Origin of the sequence: Vibrio sp. 2017_1457_13, assembly GCF_030851525.1 — a bacterium.
GTDB classification, from domain to species: Bacteria; Pseudomonadota; Gammaproteobacteria; order Enterobacterales; family Vibrionaceae; genus Vibrio; species Vibrio metschnikovii.
The window spans coordinates 187,064-204,951 of sequence record NZ_VHTA01000006.1; the positions used below are offsets into that span (position 1 = coordinate 187,064).

The window sequence follows — 17,888 nt, forward strand, 5'->3', positions numbered from 1 at the left end:
TAGCCTGAAATTGTTATAAACACGTCATAACAATAGTGTAATGGAACGAAATATGAACAACTTACAGTTAGAAGCGTTGTTAAATGAGATCTTGTCTCCACAATTAGTGAAAGATTACTGTCCTAACGGCTTGCAAGTGGAAGGTAAAGCCGAGATAAAAAAAATCATTACTGGAGTGACGGCGTCGAAAGCGCTCATTGAACAAGCCATTGAGCATCAAGCTGATGCTTTACTTGTCCATCATGGTTATTTTTGGAAAGGCGAGCCAGAACCGATTCGTGGTATGAAAGGGCAGCGACTACGACAGCTGATTAAACATGACATTAATTTGTTTGCCTATCATTTACCGCTGGATATTCATCCGCAATTGGGTAATAACGCTCAGCTCGCTCAGTTACTTGGGATTGAAGTGGAGGGCGGGCTAGAAGGGCATGCACAATCTGTCGCTATGTACGGTTGTCTCAATCGCCATTACTCTGGTGATGAGTTTGCCCAGCATCTGCAAACGGTACTTCACCGTCAGCCATTGCATATTGCTCCAGAGCAAACGGATAAACCGATTAAAAAGATCGCTTGGTGTACGGGGGGCGGGCAAGACTATATCGAACTGGCTGCTCAGCAAGGAATGGATGCGTTCATCTCGGGTGAGATTTCTGAACGAACTACTTATGCGGCACGAGAATTAAATATTCATTATTTTGCTGCAGGCCATCATGCTACCGAGCGTTATGGTGTTAAAGCATTAGGTGAGTGGTTGAGCAAAGCACATGGCCTTTCTGTTGAGTTTATCGATATTGATAATCCGGTATAAATAAAAAAAGCGAGAGTCGATCTCGCTTTTTATTGTGTTACTGATTAACTAGGCAAGAACGATAGGCTAGCCTAGTTGGTACCTCACTTATTGGCGTTCATGTAATGGCACAAACTCACGAAGTTTTTGACCTGTATAAAGCTGACGAGGACGGCCTATCTTGTTGTTGACGTCTGAATGCATTTCATTCCAGTGCGCAATCCAGCCAATGGTGCGTGACATGGCAAAGATAACGGTAAACATGGAGACTGGAATACCGATGGCTTTGAGAATAATCCCAGAATAGAAATCAACGTTCGGGTAGAGTTTCTTCTCAACAAAGTAGGGGTCAGAGAGCGCAATACGCTCAAGCTCCATCGCTACATCAAGTAGCGGATCACTAATATTGAGTTCTTTAAGAACATCATGACACGCTTCGCGCATCACCGTTGCACGTGGATCGTAGTTTTTGTACACCCGATGACCAAAGCCCATTAAGCGGAACGGATCATCTTTATCTTTTGCTCGGGCGACGTACTCAGGAATTTTATCGACAGAGCCAATTTCCTCTAGCATGCGTAAGCAAGCTTCGTTGGCTCCGCCATGGGCTGGACCCCACAGTGATGCGATACCTGCGGCAATACAGGCAAAGGGGTTGGCACCTGAAGAACCGGCTAAACGAACGGTCGATGTTGATGCGTTTTGCTCATGATCTGCATGCAAAGTGAAGATTTTATCCATAGCACGAGCGACGACAGGATTGACTTCATATTCTTCACACGGATTAGCAAACATCATGTGCAGGAAGTTTTCTGCGTAGGTTAAGTCGTTACGTGGATAGATAAATGGCTGACCAATCGAGTATTTGTAACACATTGCAGCCAAGGTTGGCATTTTTGATAATAAACGATAAGCAGCAATTTCTCGGTGTGTATCGTTATTGATATCCAGTGAATCGTGATAGAAAGCCGCTAACGCACCTACCACCCCACACATCACCGCCATTGGGTGTGCATCGCGGCGGAAACCATGGAAGAAGCTAGCAATTTGCTCGTGAACCATGGTATGGCGAGTAACGATTTTCTTAAACTCTTCGTATTGTTCACGGTTAGGGGCTTCACCATAAAGAAGGATGTAACACACTTCTAAATAATCAGCATTATTGGCTAACTGTTCGATAGAAAAGCCGCGATGTAACAAAATGCCTTTGTCACCATCGATATAAGTGATTTGAGATTCACAAGATGCAGTGGCAAGAAAACCCGGGTCAAAAGTAAAGTAGCCATTTGAACCTAATTGACGAACGTCGATTACTTGAGGACCTATTGTCCCATCCATAATCGGCAGCTCAATGGGCGCTTTACCTTCAATGTGAAGGGTCGCTTTCTTATCTGCCATAGACAATCTCCTTTGTTTATTATTTAATCCGTCCAGGATGTTTGTGTGTCATTCTTGTACGTCCGATCGTTATTAAAGTCAATTTTTCTCCTCCGATGTGTGCACTTACTTTGATTTTTTATACATATAAAGTTAAAAATCTGTTCTGTGTAGCAAAATTTGTTACATCATTTGTTGTATAATGTTGCCAGCCGTATAAAGGCGTAGCAAATTTTGGTAAAAACCTTATAAATTCAAAGCTCAAAACAATTCAAGGTAAAAACACTTAACCTTGAGGTTAACATTTTTTTTACAATATAAGCGCAGTTATCGCCGTTTATTTGTTGAATAAATGTTAAGTTTTGTCGGTTTGTTGCCAAATTTCATCGATAACTATAAATGCTTCAATTAGAGCTGAGTGAGCAAGCCCGTGAAAGAAAGAAAGTCAAGACCGGTTAATCTAGATCTGCAGACTATACGCTTTCCGATCACCGCCATCGTTTCTATCCTGCACCGTATCGCTGGGATCATAACGTTTGTGGCGGTCGGTATATTGTTATGGTTACTGTCCCTCTCTTTGTCATCACCAATGGGATTTATGGAGGCAAGTCATATCGTTAATGGCTTCTTCGTCAAGTTTGTTCTTTGGGGCATCTTAACGGCGTTGGCCTATCATATTGTCGGTGGTATACGTCATCTTCTTATGGATATGGGGTATTTTGAAGAGTTAGAAAGTGGCGCATTGAGTGCCAAGATATCATTGGTAATCACGTTAGTGTTATCAGTGCTAGCGGGGGTATTAGTATGGTAAAGCATGTTTCTTCATTTGGTCGTAATGGGGTACACGATTATCTCTTAATCCGTGCTACTGCAATTATTATGACTCTTTATACCCTTTACGTAGTGTTGTTTTGTGCTTTCACTGATATTACCTATTTAACATGGACCCAATTTTTCTCTAGCACTTTCACTAAAGTGTTCACCATGTTGACCTTAGTTTGCATTCTGATTCATGGTTGGATAGGGCTCTGGCAAGTGTTGACCGATTACGTAAAGTGCTCAAAGTTACGTAGTGTTTTGCAATTGGTCGTTATTGCCGTGTTATTTGGATACTTTTTCTCTGGCCTATTTGTACTGTGGGGTGTGTAAGTGACTATTCCTGTTCGTGAATTCGATGCCGTGGTTATCGGTGCTGGTGGTGCAGGCATGCGTGCTGCACTTCAAATTTCTGAACAAGGCCTAACCTGCGCCTTGTTGTCTAAAGTGTTCCCAACTCGTTCACACACGGTTTCTGCTCAGGGTGGCATTACCGTTGCTTTGGGTAACTCGCACAAAGACGATTGGCAGTGGCACATGTACGATACCGTCAAAGGTTCAGATTACATTGGTGATCAGAACGCGATTGAATACATGTGTAAAAATGGTCCTCAATCGGTGATTGAACTTGAGCGCATGGGGTTGCCATTTTCTCGTTTTGAAGACGGTTCGATTTATCAACGCCCATTTGGTGGCCAATCAAAAGAGTTTGGTGGTGAGCAAGCTGCTCGTACCGCTGCTGCTGCTGACCGTACGGGTCATGCGTTATTACATACCCTATATCAGCAGAACATTAAGTATAAAACGACGATTTTCTCCGAGTGGTATGCTCTGGACCTAGTGAAGAACCAAGATGGTGCGGTGTTAGGTTGTACAGCGTTGTGTATGGAAAGTGGTGAAATTTGCTACTTTAAATCGAAAGCGACGGTACTGGCTACTGGCGGCGCTGGGCGAATTTATGCGTCAACGACCAATGCGCACATCAATACTGGTGACGGTGTAGGCATGGCCTTACGCGCTGGTGTACCCATGCAAGATATGGAAATGTGGCAATTCCACCCAACAGGGATTGCTGGCGCTGGTGTGTTAGTAACAGAAGGGTGTCGTGGAGAAGGTGGCTATCTATTAAATAAAGATGGTGAACGTTTCATGGAACGCTATGCACCTAATGCGAAAGACTTGGCTGGCCGTGATGTGGTTGCTCGTTCAATGATGATTGAAATCCGTGAAGGCCGTGGTTGTGATGGCCCATGGGGTCCACACATTAAGCTGAAACTAGACCATTTAGGTCGAGATGTTCTTGAATCCCGTCTACCAGGTATTTGCGAATTGTCTCGGACTTTTGCCCATGTTGACCCAGTTAAAGAGCCGATTCCTGTTATTCCTACTTGCCATTATATGATGGGTGGAGTGCCGACTCAGGTCTCTGGTCAAGCCATCAAACAAGATAGAAACGGCAAAGATATTGAAGTGCAAGGTCTGTTCGCTTGTGGCGAAATTGCTTCGGTTTCAGTACATGGCGCAAATCGTCTTGGTGGTAATTCATTATTAGATTTAGTGGTCTTTGGCCGCGCGACAGGATTACACCTTGGTGAAACGCTAGCCGCACAAAGTGAAGCTCGCCCAGCAACCGAGTCAGATATTGAAGCGTCATTAGCGCGAACCATGCGTTGGGAAAACAGTACCGGTGGCGAAGACCCAGTACAAATTCGTAAAGATCTGCAACGTTGTATGCAAAACAACTTCTCGGTATTCCGTGAAGGTGATGCGATGGCAACCGGACTTGAAGAGTTAAAAGTGATCCGTGAACGTCTGAAAAACGGACACTTGGCCGATAAATCAAAAGAATTTAATACTCAGCGTATCGAATGCTTAGAGTTAGATAACTTAATGGAAACGGCGTTTTCTACCGCAGTCGCGGCCAATTATCGTACGGAAAGCCGAGGTGCGCATGCTCGTTTCGATTATCCAGAACGTGATGATGCGAATTGGTTGTGCCACTCGATTTACGATCCAGAAACCGAACAAATGAATAAGCGTGATGTCAATATGACGCCGATTCATCGTGATGCTTTTCCACCTAAAGCACGTACATACTAAGGGAGGACTCAATTATGAAACTTAACTTCTCTTTGTATCGTTACAATCCTGATGTTGATAGTAAGCCATACATGAAAGAGTATGTGCTCGAGGTCGCAGAAGGTTCAGACATGATGGTGCTCGATGCACTGATCTTACTGAAAGAACAGGACCCATCGATTGCTTTTCGTCGTTCTTGCCGTGAAGGTGTGTGTGGTTCTGATGGCTTGAACATGAATGGTAAAAACGGTTTAGCCTGTATTACCCCGCTTTCCGCTTTGAAAGGCAGTAAAATAGTTATTCGCCCATTACCGGGCTTACCGGTAGTGCGTGATTTAATCGTCGACATGACACAGTTCTACGATAACTACGCCAAAGTGAAACCATTTTTGATTTCTGATGGTGAAATTCCTCCTTCTCGTGAGCATCTCCAGTTACCGGAAGATCGCGCACATTTGGATGGATTGTATGAATGTATTATGTGTGCATGTTGTACAACGTCTTGCCCCTCTTTTTGGTGGAATCCGGATAAATTTATCGGTCCGGCGGGATTGTTGGCGGCTTATCGTTGGCTAATTGATAGCCGCGATACGGCAACAGATGAGCGCTTGTCAAATCTTGATGATGCATTTAGCGTTTTTCGTTGCCATGGCATCATGAATTGTGTAAGTGTTTGTCCTAAGGGATTAAACCCGACAAAAGCAATTGGCCATATCAAGTCGATGTTGGTCAACCGCTCGGTTTAGATGAAAAATTGCAGGCCTTCGGGCCTGCCTTTATAGCTCGGCATAGACCGCAGCAAACGTGAAAACTACTGGTTAAGGGAAAATAATGCACAACGGCGTGATGAAGGCATGGCTCGAGTCTTCACACTTGGCTGGCGCCAATGCAACTTATGTAGAAGATCTCTACGAACTGTATCTAAGTGATCCCGATCTGGTGAGTGAGGAGTGGAAACGTGTTTTTGATGGTCTGCCTATGCAGCCTGATCATGTGGTTGAACAACCACACTCGCGTGTCCGTGACTACTTCCGTCGGCTTGCCCAAGAGACAAAGCATTACAATGTCCAAGTTAGTGATCCTGAAGTCGATGCAAAACAAGTAAAAGTTCTACAGCTTATTAATGCTTACCGTTTCCGCGGTCATGAAGCTGCCCAATTAGATCCTCTTGGTTTATGGAAACGCCCACCAGTGGCGGAACTCGATCCCTCATTCCATAACTTAACTGAAGATGACATGGAAGAAACGTTCAACGTCGGCTCTTTTGCCGTTGGCGCGGATACCATGAAGTTGAAAGATATCTACCAATCGTTAAATAAAATCTACTGTGGCTCAGTGGGTGCGGAATACATGCACATCATTGATACTGAGCAAAAACGATGGATTCAACAACGTCTAGAGCCTGTATTAGGTCAGCCGACTTTCACTTTAGAAGAAAAGCGTACGTTCTTAGATGAATTAACGGCTGCAGAAGGTTTAGAGCGTTATCTTGGCGCTAAATTCCCCGGCGCAAAACGTTTCTCACTGGAAGGTGGCGATGCGTTAATTCCGATGATGAAAGAGTTAATTCGTCATGCGGGTACTCATGGTATGCGTGAAGTGGTAATCGGTATGGCTCACCGCGGACGCCTGAATATGTTGGTTAACGTATTAGGTAAAAAGCCGCAGGATCTGTTTGACGAGTTTGCTGGTAAGCATGATGAAACGTGGGGCACCGGTGATGTTAAGTATCACCAAGGTTTCTCTGCAGACTTCGCAACCCCTGGCGGTGATGTTCATCTAGCGTTGGCATTTAACCCTTCGCATCTAGAAATTGTTAATCCGGTGGTGATTGGTTCGGTTCGTGCTCGTCAAGATCGTCTAGGCGATTCTGAGGGGAGTCGAGTGTTACCAATTACTATCCATGGTGATTCAGCGATTGCTGGACAAGGTGTCGTTGCTGAGACGTTTAACATGTCTCTCGCTCGCGGCTACTGTGTCGGTGGAACGGTTCGAATTGTTATCAATAACCAAGTCGGTTTTACCACCTCCAATCCTCGCGATACGCGCTCAACCATGTACTGCACTGATATTGCGAAGATGGTTCAGGCTCCGATTCTTCATGTTAACTCGGATGACCCAGAGGCGGTTGCCTTTGTTACACGTATGGCGCTCGATTACCGTAATGAGTTTAAGCGTGATGTAGTGATTGAATTGGTTTGTTATCGTCGTCATGGCCATAACGAAGCGGATGAGCCTAATGCGACTCAGCCGTTGATGTATCAGAAAATTAAGAAGCATCCGACGCCACGTAAAATTTATGCGGACATTCTAACTGAGCGCAACGAGTGTGATTTAGAAACCGCGACTCAATTAGTGAATGAGTACCGTGATGCGCTGGATCATGGTGAAGTGGTGGTTAAAGAGTGGCGACCAATGACCATGCATTCTGTGGACTGGTCTCCCTATATTAATCGTGAATGGAATGAAAATTGGGACAATCAATTCCCTCTTGTTCGCCTAAAAGAGTTGGGAGAAAAAATTTGCCAGTATCCAGACAGTCATAAGCTGCAAAGTCGAGTTGAGAAAATATACCATGATCGAATGAGCATGGTTTCTGGTGAAAAAATGCTCGATTGGGGAATGGCTGAAACTCTTGCCTATGCAACATTGGTTGACGATGGTAAACGTATTCGCATTTCTGGTCAGGATTCTGGTCGTGGAACATTCTTCCATCGTCACTCGGTTTTACATAATCAAGCCGATGCCAGCACTTATGTTCCTTTGGCGAACATTCATACCAAACAAGGTCCATTTGAAGTCATCGATTCTGTGTTATCAGAAGAAGCAGTATTGGCTTTTGAGTATGGCTATGCAACAGCGGAGCCTGGCGGTTTAACCATTTGGGAAGCGCAGTTTGGTGACTTTGCTAATGGTGCACAAGTTGTCGTTGACCAGTTTATCTCTTCAGGCGAACAAAAGTGGGGCCGATTGTGTGGCTTGACCATGTTGTTACCTCACGGCTATGAAGGTCAAGGGCCGGAGCACTCTTCTGCGCGTTTAGAGCGATACTTACAGCTTTGCGCGGAGCAAAACATGCAGGTGGTGATTCCTTCAACGCCAGCTCAGGTTTATCACATGCTACGTCGTCAAGTGGTGCGTAAAATGCGCCGTCCATTGATTGTCATGTCACCGAAATCTTTGCTACGTCATCCACTTTGTACCTCAAGTATGGAAGAGTTGGCTAACGGTTCGTTTTTACCAGCGATTGGTGAGATTGATCCGTTGGATGCAGCAAAAGTTAAGCGAGTTGTTTTCTGCTCTGGCAAGGTCTATTACGATTTGCTCGAGCAACGCAGAAATAATCAGCAAGATGATGTGGCTATTGTTCGTATCGAGCAACTGTATCCGTTCCCGATTGAAGAAGTACAAGCGGCAATCGCACCTTATACCAATGTCGTTGATTATGTCTGGTGTCAAGAAGAGCCACAAAACCAAGGCGCTTGGTACAGTAGCCAACACAATTTCCGCGCCGCTATTCCTGCAGGGGCGGATTTAAAATATGCGGGTCGACCAGCATCAGCATCACCGGCGGTGGGCTATATGTCGGTACACTTGAAACAGCAGAAAGCGTTAATTGAAGACGCTTTGACCCTAGCCTAAGAACAAGAAGTAAAAGGAAAAGACCGATATGACAGTTGAAATTCTGGTTCCAGATCTACCTGAATCAGTAGCAGACGCCACCGTAGCGACATGGCATAAACAGCCAGGTGATGCTGTCGCTCGTGATGAAGTGCTGGTTGAAATTGAAACCGACAAAGTAGTGTTGGAAGTACCCGCTCCTGAAGCGGGGATACTTGAGTCGATTTTAGAGTTAGAAGGTGCAACCGTGCTGTCTAAGCAGCTACTGGCGCGAATTAAACCAGGTGCCGTTGCTGGTGAACCAACAGCAGACTCTACCGCTTCGACAGAGCCGTCTCCGGATAAACGTCATAAAGCCGTACTCAGTGAAGAGTCTAATGATGCGTTAAGCCCAGCGGTACGCCGTTTGCTGGCAGAGCATAATGTAGAGCCCGATCAAGTCAAAGGTTCAGGAGTGGGTGGTCGCATTACACGTGAAGATGTTGACGCCTACTTAGCGAAAAACCAAGCGGCAGCTCCAACAGCGCAACCAGTAAGTGCGCCACTACCAGTGGCCGCTCGCAGTGAAAAGCGTGTACCAATGACTCGTTTACGCAAACGCGTTGCTGAGCGTCTGTTAGAAGCGAAAAACAGTACCGCGATGCTGACGACGTTCAATGAAGTCAACATGAAGCCGATTATGGAACTGCGTAAACAGTATCAAGATCTGTTTGAGAAAAAACACGGCATTCGTCTTGGTTTTATGTCTTTCTACGTTAAAGCGGTAACTGAAGCCTTAAAACGCTATCCTGAAGTCAATGCATCGATTGATGGTCAAGACATTGTTTATCATAATTATTTTGACATCAGTATGGCAGTATCAACCCCTCGTGGTTTAGTGACTCCAGTTCTAAAAGATTGCGATATGCTCAGTCTGGCGGAAATTGAAAAGGGCATCAAAGAACTGGCGCTGAAAGGTCGTGATGGTAAGTTGACCGTGGAAGAGTTAACGGGCGGTAATTTTACCATCACTAACGGCGGTGTGTTTGGGTCATTAATGTCAACGCCGATCATTAACCCACCCCAAGCGGCAATTTTGGGGATGCATAAAATCCAAGATCGCCCAATGGCGGTTGATGGTAAGGTTGAAATCTTACCAATGATGTATCTCGCACTGTCTTACGATCACCGTTTAATTGATGGTCGTGAGTCGGTTGGCTTCTTAGTGACAATCAAAGAGCTACTTGAAGATCCTGCACGTCTGCTTCTAGACGTGTAATGTTAGTCGGTGAGGGCTTCGTCCTCATCATTAACTCGTAAAAAGCCGGGCTAGCTCAACGCCCGGCCTTGTTTAAAGCCATTTGGCTACTCACTCAGAGTACCCCTACAGACGTAAAGTCCAACCATGTATTGGGCTCTATGGAATAAAAATACATAAATGGAATAACACAATGAATTTGCATGAATACCAAGCAAAACAGCTATTTGCCGAATTCGGTTTGCCAGTCCCTGAAGGTTATGCCTGTGATACCCCACAAGAAGCCTTTGAAGCAGCAGGACGGATTAGTACAGTAAAGAAAGTCGTCAAGTGTCAGGTTCACGCCGGTGGGCGTGGTAAAGCGGGTGGAGTCGAACTGCATGAAAGTAAAGATGCAGTGAAAGCCTTTGCTCAAAAGTGGCTTGGTAAAAACCTAGTAACTTATCAAACAGATGCGAATGGCCAGCCTGTGTCTAAAATCCTAGTTGAAGAAGCATCAAGTATCGCCAATGAGCTTTACTTAGGCGCGGTTGTTGACCGCGCGACACGTAAAATCGTGTTTATGGCTTCAACAGAAGGCGGAGTAGAAATCGAGAAAGTTGCAGAAGAAACCCCTGAGCTTATCCATAAAGCGGCTATCGATCCATTAGTCGGTGCGCAAGCTTATCAAGGTCGTGAATTGGCATTTAAGCTTGGTCTGCAAGGTGACCAAATTAAGCAGTTTGTAAAAATATTCATGGGCTTAAGCGAGATGTTTACTCAGTATGATCTTGCTTTGCTAGAAATCAACCCATTGGTGATTACCGGTGAAGGTAACTTATTGTGCCTCGATGGTAAAATCAATATCGACTCCAATGCGTTATATCGTCAGCCTAAATTGCGTGAAATGCACGATGCGACTCAAGAAGATGCTCGTGAGGCTCATGCCGCTCAGTGGGAATTGAACTACGTCGCTCTCGATGGCAACGTCGGTTGTATGGTCAACGGTGCTGGCCTAGCGATGGGAACCATGGATATTGTTAATCTGCATGGTGGTAAACCTGCTAACTTCTTAGATGTTGGTGGTGGCGCAACCAAAGAGCGTGTGGCTGAAGCGTTTAAGATCATTTTGTCTGATGACAATGTTAAAGCCGTATTGGTGAATATTTTCGGTGGTATTGTACGTTGCGACATGATTGCCGAAGGAATTATTGGCGCGGTGAAAGAAGTCGGTGTTGAAGTGCCAGTGGTTGTTCGTCTTGAAGGGACTAACGCTGAACTTGGTCGTGATGTGTTGGCAAAATCGGGTTTAGATATCATTGCAGCAGAGTCGTTGACTGACGCTGCGCGTAAAGTTGTTGCTGCTGCGGAGGGCAAATAATGTCGGTATTAATTAACAAAGACACCAAAGTCATTTGCCAAGGATTTACGGGTGGTCAAGGTACTTTCCATTCTGAACAAGCACTAGCTTATGGCACACAAATGGTGGGTGGTGTTTCTCCAGGTAAAGGCGGTCAAACTCATCTTGGTCTACCGGTATTTAATACCGTACGTGAAGCGGTTGAAGCGACCGGTGCAACTGCCACTGTGATCTATGTTCCTGCTCCGTTTTGTAAAGACGCGATTTTAGAAGCCATTGATGCTGGTATCGAGCTGATCGTGACCATTACTGAAGGCATTCCGACCATTGACATGATCGATGTTAAAGTTAAGTTGGAGCAAACTGGGGTACGGATGATTGGTCCAAACTGCCCAGGTGTGATCACTCCAGATGAGTGTAAGATTGGTATCATGCCAGGACACATTCATAAGAAAGGCAAAGTCGGCATTGTCTCGCGCTCAGGTACTTTAACTTATGAAGCGGTCAAACAGACCACGGATGAAGGTTTTGGTCAATCGACTTGTGTTGGTATCGGTGGTGACCCCATTCCTGGTTCTAACTTTATTGATATTCTGAAACTGTTCCAAGACGACCCTGAGACGGAAGCGATTGTGATGATCGGTGAAATCGGTGGTACAGCGGAAGAAGAAGCGGCTGCGTTTATTAAACAGCATGTGACTAAGCCTGTTGTTTCTTATATTGCTGGTGTTACCGCACCTCCGGGTAAGCGTATGGGCCATGCTGGTGCGATTATTTCTGGTGGTAAAGGCACCGCAGAAGAGAAATTCGCTGCGCTAGAATCGGCAGGCGTTAAAACAGTAAAAAGTTTGGCGGATATTGGTCAAGCGTTACGTGAAGTCACCGGTTGGTAAAGACGTAAACTTCCGTTGCTTATATAGAGCCTCCCTGCTGTGGAGGCTTTTTTATTATTTTTTAGAATATTCCTAAACCACTAGGAATAGTGAGTCGACGGCAAGTAAGTGAGCCCTTATAGCTAAAGGTAACGGTGTCGAATATAGCCAACACCGCTGACGTTTCAATCGTAAGGATATAACATAGAAGCGAATTCTATTTTCTGCACTGAGCAGAAAAGTAATACAATGTTACTTCTTGTCTCATTTGGAAACTCTATGCCTTTTTATGAGCTAGAACGAGCTATCAAATAGAATAATTTCACTGCCTTCTTTTGCATTATCAGTAATGCATTGTTTAAAACTCATCAAATCTTATGTGGATGAAATCATGAAAAAACCAAGCTTTGCTACATTGGCAGTCCATGGTGGCGATCAGCATGATGCTGGTCACAATGCAGCCTTCCCCCCTATTTACACCGCGAGTAGTTTTATTCAAACCGATCTCGAACAGTCTGCTGATTATGGCTACTCACGAGTGGCAAATCCAACGCGTTACGCTTACGAAAGTGCACTTGCTGCCTTAGAGCAAGGAACTTATGCGACAGCAACGGCTTCTGGTATGGCAGCGACCGCATTAGCGCTTGAACTGTTAACTCAAAATGCGCACATCATTGCCATGCGTGGTGTTTATGGTGGCACACATCGTTTATTTGAAAAACTACGTAGACATAACAATGGTTTAACGGTCGATTATGTCGATTTGAACGACTTAGCTGCCATTGAATCGGTGATGCAAGACAATACCGCGATGATTTGGATAGAAACGCCAACCAATCCATTATTAGAACTGGTGGATATTCAGCAAGTGTGTGCTTTTGCCCGTCGTCATGGTGTATTGACCTGTGTTGATAATACCTTTGCTACCGCTTGGAATCAGACGCCATTAACTCTCGGTGCCGATCTGGTGATGCTATCGACCAGTAAATACATTGGTGGTCATTCGGATATGATTGGTGGTGCGTTGATTACTGCCGATCCTGAGCTAGCGAAACGGATAGATTTTGCCAAAACAACGGTAGGTGCCATCGCGTCACCTTTCGATGCTTATCTTGCTTTACGCGGCTTAAAAACTCTCGATTTACGTATGCAGCGTCAGTGTGATAATGCATTGAAAGTGGCACAAGCGCTCAGTGGTCATTCTGCGATAGAAGCAGTCTATTACCCAGGTTTAGCAACGCATCCTCACTATGCATTATGCCAATCACAAATGCGTTCAGGAGGAGCCGTCGTTACCATTCAACTCAAAGGTAATCGCACAGATAGCCAACGCTTTTTAAGTCGATTACGTTATTTTATTTTGGCTGAATCACTGGGTGGTGTAGAAAGTATGATCAACCATTCGGCATCAATGTCCCATGGTTCGATGAGTGAAACAGAGCGTCAAGCGATGGGGATTTTTGATACTACATTTCGTTTATCGGTAGGAATTGAAGACAGTGATGACTTAATTGCTGATTTGCTCAATGCGCTTTCCGCGGAGCCCGTATGACGGATTACGGTGTATGGACATTATTGACACCGCTGGTAACGATTGCTCTAGCAGTGCTGACTCGGCAAGTGATTTTGTCTTTATTGATCGGTGCTGTGGTTGGTTATACGGTGATTGCTGGTTTTAACCCCTTAGCCGGTATTGCCGATGCATTAGACAGTTATATCAATGTATTTGCTAGCGCAGGGAATACTCGCACCATTTTATTCTGCTTTATGGTCGGGGGGATTATTCGGCTGATTCAAATTACAGGGGGAACGCAAGCGATTATTCACGGATTAACAGAGCGAGCCCAACTGGTCAAAAGCCCTATCGCGGTACAGTTGTTAGCCATGTTAACCAGCATGGTTATTTTTATTGAAAGCTCAATTTCTTTAATGTCAGCAGGAACGGTGAGTCGTGACTTAGCCGATCATTATCGAGTATCACGCGAGAAAATGGCCTATGTGATTCAATCTTCGTGTGTGGCCACCTGTTCAAGTGTAATGATCAATGGCTGGGGGGCGGCAATGATGGCGATCATTGGCGTACAAATCAGTCGAGGCTATTTAGAGGGGGAGCCTTTTTCTATCTTGCTTGCTTCGATGCCTTATAACTTGATGGCGTGGTTATCGTTACTCGGTGTGCTGTTTTATATTTTTTCGGGAGTGAGTTGGGGGCCGATGGCCAAGGCTGACAAGCGGGCATTGCAAGGACAAGTATTGAGACAAGGTGCTTTACCGATTGCTGGTAACCAACAAGTTGAACCTGTCACTGTTAACGGTAAAGTAAGCTATTTTATCGTACCACTACTGACCATTATTTTTATGGTTCCATTGGGATTATGGGTTACCGGAAATGGCAATATTACCGCAGGCTCAGGATCGACAGCTGTCTTTTGGGCGGTGATGGCGGGTACTTTGATTTCACTGGTTTATTTTGTCGGTGGTCGAGTTTTATCGTTGGATGCTTTTTTTCGCCACTTACTCGCTGGATATTCGGATATGATCCCATTGGGAGCCATCATGTCATTGGCTTTTTTGGTCGGGGATTTATCTGCCGATTTGCAAACCGGGCAATACATTACCCAATTGATTGATGGAGTATTACCTGCAGAGCTTTCGGCAGCGTTTGTATTTCTGATTGCGGCGGTGATGTCTCTGGCAACTGGAACGTCATGGGGAACATTTGCGATCATGATTCCGATTGGCATTCAAATTGGTGTTGCAGCCGATCTCGACCCACATTTATTGATTGGCGCTTCGATATCAGGTGCGATATTTGGCGATATGACCTCTCCGATCAGTGATACTGGTATTGTATCTTCTATGGCGACGGGCAATGACCATATTGACCATATCCGTACCCAGTTTCCTTATATCCTTGTGATTGGTTTGATAAGCTGTGTGCTTTTTGCCTTTTTAGGTAGTTGGTAGGGGTAATATAAAGGCCTGTTTTATCAGGCCTTTATATTTTGGTTAAGCATGTGGGTTAAGATGAACGGCGACCAAGTGTTTGACTGAGCATAAACATCATGGTTGCGCTAACCACCACAGAAGGGCCGGCTGGGGTATCAAATTGCCATGAGAGCGAGATTCCAATCAATACAGAAATAATGCCGATTAGCGAGGCCAATACGGCCATCTGCTCTGGCGTTTTGGCGATGCGTCTGGCTGTAGCGGCTGGGATAATCATTAATGAAGTCATGATTAACGCGCCAACAAACTTCATCCCGACGGCAATGACTAATCCAATCAGTAGCATCAATACCAGTCGCATTAATTCAATGTTGACCCCTTCAACACTGGCCAATTCTTCATTAACGCTACTGGAAAGTAGCGGTCGCCAAAAGAGATAAACCGCAAGACTCACCGCAGCGACGCCACTCCAAATAAACCATAAATCCGCAGGACTGACGGCCAGTAAATCGCCAAATAGATAACTCATCAAATCAATACGTACATTATCGAGAAAGCTCACGGCAATGAGCCCCAGTGAGAGAGAGCTATGAGCAAGAATTCCCAGTAAGGTATCGGTGGCAATTAATTGCTGGCGTTGCATGGTCACTAATATAACAGCCAGACTTAGACTGCACACCAGCAGTGCCAAATAGAGGTTGATATCGAGTAAAAAACCGAGTGCCAAACCAAGCAATGACGCATGAGCGAGAGTGTCGCCAAAATAAGCCATACGCCGCCAGACGACAAAAGAGCCGAGAGGGCCAGCAATAATCGCGATGCCAATTCCAGCAACGATAGAAGGAAGTAAAAACTCAATCATGGTGATGATGACCGTGTGAATGATGTGAACAGGCTTGAGCGTCACCCTTAACCGGTTGTCCAGCTAAATCATGATGATGCTGATGTTTGTGTTGATAAAAAGCGAGAGTTTCTCTGCTACGATGACCAAATAATGCGAGATAGCTTGGATGTTGAGAAATATCCGCTGGTGAACCCGAACAACAAATATGGTGATGTAAACAGATCACTTCATCGGTTTTGGCCATCACTAAATGTAAATCGTGCGAGACCATGAAAACGGCGCAGTTAAATCGCAAGCGAATGGTGTCGATAAGATCATACAAATCGATTTGTCCTTGAACATCGACTCCTTGCGCTGGCTCATCAAGCACTAATAAATCAGGACGTTGTAGCAAAGCTCGTGCTAATAGCGCACGCTGATTCTCACCACCAGATAATTTATGCATATCGTGGTTAATAAGATGCTCAGCGCCAACTAAACGTAGCGCCTCTAATTGTTCTTGTTGACTGTATTTTCCAGCCAAACGAAGAAAGCGACTGACACTGAGGGGGAGCGTATCGTTTAACTTCAATTTCTGTGGCACATAGCCAATTTTGAGAGTCTTATCTCGTGAAAGAGTGCCAGAATTTTGTTGATGTAAACCAAGTAACACACGGACTAACGTCGATTTTCCCGCGCCATTCGGGCCTATTAAGGTGGTTATTTTACCTCTGGATAGAGACAGGCTAACCTTATCTAGAACTCGGCGCTGATTGAAATCAACACAGATGTCATGCATTTCAATGAGTGTTGACATGAAAGAAACTCGTTTGCAATTGGGTGATGTTATAATGTAACATTTCTCAGTCATCAACGCTACCAGCAGGAAATTACCATGCTATCTCGATTCACACTGTGTACTTTGCTCATTGCTTTTCCCTTCTCGGGTTGGGCGAGCAGCATTTTGACCAGTATTAAACCGATTCAAATGATTACTTATGAGCTTACTGAAAACGTCAGTCAACCGGAGGTATTGCTGTCTGCGAATGCGTCGCCGCACGATTATGCCCTGCGTCCTTCAGATGTAAAGCGGATTCGTGAAGCTTCATTAGTGATTTGGTTTGGTCCAGATCTTGAACCTTTCTTAGAGCGTTCTTTAAGCCAGCATCCTAATGTACTAACTCTCAGTCAGATCCCTAATTTAGAGCTCCGAGCTTATGGAGAAGAGGATCATCATCACCATGATCATGATGGACACAGTCATGGTACTCATGACCCTCATTTTTGGCTTGGAGTGGCGCAAGTAAAACAAGTGGCTCAAGCGATCACGCAGCGTTTAAGCGAAATGGATCCAGAGCATCGTCCACAGTATGAGGCGAATTTAGTTCGCTTTCTTGACCAACTCGATACGACGGATCAATCGATCGCTAAGCAGTTAGCGGCGGTTAAATCTAAATCATATTACGTTTTCCATGATGCCTATGCCTATTTTGAGCAGCATTATGGCTTAAATAATATTGGTCATTTTACCGTAAGCCCAGAGCGTAAACCGGGCGCTAAAACGTTGATCAGCATTCGCCGTTCATTAACTGATAATCAAGCCAAATGTGTTTTCTCTGAGCCACAATTTCAACCCGCAGTGATCGAAACCGTTGTTCGTGGTAGTAACGTTCATATTGGTGTGCTTGATCCTTTAGGCTCTAACATTCCCGTTCAATCAGGGAGTTATTTTGAGTTTCTACACCAGTTATCGAATAGTTTTTATAACTGCTTATCTCAATAACGATTGCTTATGATAAGAAGCTGTCGAGGTTTTACCCCACAGCTTCTTTGACTAAACCGTCTCTTTTTTGACTTAACGCGTCAGTAGTATTAGCGATCTGTGACTATGCTAATTACCCTCTATATCGCCGATAAGCATGATTGATGCTGATATCCGCTGATCTTTTGTTTAGAGATGCTTACTGATCTCGCACTTTTGGAAG

At 44.9% G+C, this 17,888-nt stretch carries 15 protein-coding genes; 12 read left to right on the forward strand and 3 right to left on the reverse strand.

Going from position 1 to position 17,888, the window contains the following annotated elements:
- Positions 1-52 precede the first annotated feature (52 nt).
- The gene (locus FKN88_RS10230) at positions 53-811 is read left to right on the forward strand and encodes a Nif3-like dinuclear metal center hexameric protein (protein ID WP_306687506.1); all 759 of its coding nucleotides are present in this window, start codon (positions 53-55) and stop codon (positions 809-811) included.
- Between the two features lie 87 nt (positions 812-898).
- On the opposite strand, the gene FKN88_RS10235 is transcribed toward FKN88_RS10230, so the two are convergent.
- The gene (locus tag FKN88_RS10235) at positions 899-2,188 is read right to left on the reverse strand and encodes a citrate synthase (RefSeq protein ID WP_115152656.1); all 1,290 of its coding nucleotides are present in this window, start codon (positions 2,186-2,188) and stop codon (positions 899-901) included.
- Between the two features lie 397 nt (positions 2,189-2,585).
- Here FKN88_RS10235 and sdhC point away from each other — a divergent pair, with 397 nt between their 5' ends.
- The 10 genes from sdhC to FKN88_RS10285 all read left to right on the forward strand — a co-directional run bounded on the left by sdhC (position 2,586) and on the right by FKN88_RS10285 (position 15,098).
- Positions 2,586-2,978, forward strand: coding sequence for a succinate dehydrogenase cytochrome b556 subunit (gene sdhC, locus FKN88_RS10240; RefSeq protein WP_040904155.1), 393 nt, complete (start codon positions 2,586-2,588; stop codon positions 2,976-2,978).
- Positions 2,972-3,316 carry a succinate dehydrogenase, hydrophobic membrane anchor protein gene (gene sdhD / locus FKN88_RS10245; RefSeq protein ID WP_040904157.1) on the forward strand — a complete coding sequence of 115 codons (345 nt, stop codon included), beginning with the start codon at positions 2,972-2,974 and terminating at the stop codon, positions 3,314-3,316. Before sdhC ends, sdhD begins: the two co-directional genes overlap by 7 nt.
- Positions 3,317-5,083 (forward strand): succinate dehydrogenase flavoprotein subunit, encoded by a 1,767-nt coding sequence (gene sdhA / locus FKN88_RS10250; RefSeq protein WP_154170478.1) that lies wholly within the window; start codon positions 3,317-3,319, stop codon positions 5,081-5,083. It abuts the gene before it with no gap.
- A gap of 14 nt (positions 5,084-5,097) precedes the next feature.
- On the forward strand, positions 5,098-5,808 hold the full coding sequence (locus FKN88_RS10255; protein WP_158138760.1) for a succinate dehydrogenase iron-sulfur subunit: 711 nt from the start codon (positions 5,098-5,100) through the stop codon (positions 5,806-5,808).
- A gap of 85 nt (positions 5,809-5,893) precedes the next feature.
- The gene (sucA, locus tag FKN88_RS10260) at positions 5,894-8,704 is read left to right on the forward strand and encodes a 2-oxoglutarate dehydrogenase E1 component (protein WP_154170481.1); all 2,811 of its coding nucleotides are present in this window, start codon (positions 5,894-5,896) and stop codon (positions 8,702-8,704) included.
- Between the two features lie 28 nt (positions 8,705-8,732).
- Complete coding sequence (gene odhB / locus FKN88_RS10265) at positions 8,733-9,941, forward strand: 2-oxoglutarate dehydrogenase complex dihydrolipoyllysine-residue succinyltransferase (RefSeq protein ID WP_161425577.1); 1,209 nt, start codon at positions 8,733-8,735, stop codon at positions 9,939-9,941.
- A gap of 172 nt (positions 9,942-10,113) precedes the next feature.
- Entirely contained in the window at positions 10,114-11,280 is a 1,167-nt protein-coding gene (sucC, locus tag FKN88_RS10270; RefSeq protein WP_154170483.1) for an ADP-forming succinate--CoA ligase subunit beta, read from the forward strand.
- Positions 11,280-12,152, forward strand: coding sequence for a succinate--CoA ligase subunit alpha (gene sucD / locus FKN88_RS10275; RefSeq protein ID WP_004394800.1), 873 nt, complete (start codon positions 11,280-11,282; stop codon positions 12,150-12,152). Before sucC ends, sucD begins: the two co-directional genes overlap by 1 nt.
- 370 nt (positions 12,153-12,522) lie before the next feature.
- Positions 12,523-13,683, forward strand: coding sequence for a PLP-dependent aspartate aminotransferase family protein (locus FKN88_RS10280; protein ID WP_161425575.1), 1,161 nt, complete (start codon positions 12,523-12,525; stop codon positions 13,681-13,683).
- Positions 13,680-15,098, forward strand: coding sequence for a Na+/H+ antiporter NhaC family protein (locus tag FKN88_RS10285; RefSeq protein WP_306687505.1), 1,419 nt, complete (start codon positions 13,680-13,682; stop codon positions 15,096-15,098). The genes FKN88_RS10280 and FKN88_RS10285 overlap by 4 nt, the downstream gene beginning before the upstream one ends.
- Before the next feature lie 55 nt (positions 15,099-15,153).
- Here the strand turns inward: FKN88_RS10285 and znuB are convergent, their stop codons facing one another.
- On the reverse strand, positions 15,154-15,942 hold the full coding sequence (znuB, locus tag FKN88_RS10290; RefSeq protein ID WP_306687504.1) for a zinc ABC transporter permease subunit ZnuB: 789 nt from the start codon (positions 15,940-15,942) through the stop codon (positions 15,154-15,156).
- Positions 15,935-16,720 (reverse strand): zinc ABC transporter ATP-binding protein ZnuC, encoded by a 786-nt coding sequence (gene znuC, locus FKN88_RS10295; RefSeq protein WP_004394804.1) that lies wholly within the window; start codon positions 16,718-16,720, stop codon positions 15,935-15,937. Before znuC ends, znuB begins: the two co-directional genes overlap by 8 nt.
- 78 nt (positions 16,721-16,798) lie before the next feature.
- Between znuC and znuA the strand changes: the two genes are divergently transcribed.
- The gene (znuA, locus tag FKN88_RS10300) at positions 16,799-17,686 is read left to right on the forward strand and encodes a zinc ABC transporter substrate-binding protein ZnuA (RefSeq protein WP_154170487.1); all 888 of its coding nucleotides are present in this window, start codon (positions 16,799-16,801) and stop codon (positions 17,684-17,686) included.
- Positions 17,687-17,888 lie beyond the last annotated feature (202 nt).

What these genes read in the sequence shown, in the direction of transcription:
- sdhD (WP_040904157.1), top strand. Translation starts at nt 2,972, where the DNA reads ATGGTAAAGCATGTTTCTTCATTTGGTCGTAATGGGGTACACGATTAT.
- FKN88_RS10230 (WP_306687506.1), top strand. Translation starts at nt 53, where the DNA reads ATGAACAACTTACAGTTAGAAGCGTTGTTAAATGAGATCTTGTCTCCA.
- FKN88_RS10285 (WP_306687505.1), top strand. Translation starts at nt 13,680, where the DNA reads ATGACGGATTACGGTGTATGGACATTATTGACACCGCTGGTAACGATT.
- znuC (WP_004394804.1), bottom strand. Translation starts at nt 16,720, where the DNA reads ATGTCAACACTCATTGAAATGCATGACATCTGTGTTGATTTCAATCAG.
- odhB (WP_161425577.1), top strand. Translation starts at nt 8,733, where the DNA reads ATGACAGTTGAAATTCTGGTTCCAGATCTACCTGAATCAGTAGCAGAC.
- sucA (WP_154170481.1), top strand. Translation starts at nt 5,894, where the DNA reads ATGCACAACGGCGTGATGAAGGCATGGCTCGAGTCTTCACACTTGGCT.
- FKN88_RS10235 (WP_115152656.1), bottom strand. Translation starts at nt 2,188, where the DNA reads ATGGCAGATAAGAAAGCGACCCTTCACATTGAAGGTAAAGCGCCCATT.
- znuB (WP_306687504.1), bottom strand. Translation starts at nt 15,942, where the DNA reads ATGATTGAGTTTTTACTTCCTTCTATCGTTGCTGGAATTGGCATCGCG.
- FKN88_RS10280 (WP_161425575.1), top strand. Translation starts at nt 12,523, where the DNA reads ATGAAAAAACCAAGCTTTGCTACATTGGCAGTCCATGGTGGCGATCAG.
- sucD (WP_004394800.1), top strand. Translation starts at nt 11,280, where the DNA reads ATGTCGGTATTAATTAACAAAGACACCAAAGTCATTTGCCAAGGATTT.
- sucC (WP_154170483.1), top strand. Translation starts at nt 10,114, where the DNA reads ATGAATTTGCATGAATACCAAGCAAAACAGCTATTTGCCGAATTCGGT.
- znuA (WP_154170487.1), top strand. Translation starts at nt 16,799, where the DNA reads ATGCTATCTCGATTCACACTGTGTACTTTGCTCATTGCTTTTCCCTTC.
- FKN88_RS10255 (WP_158138760.1), top strand. Translation starts at nt 5,098, where the DNA reads ATGAAACTTAACTTCTCTTTGTATCGTTACAATCCTGATGTTGATAGT.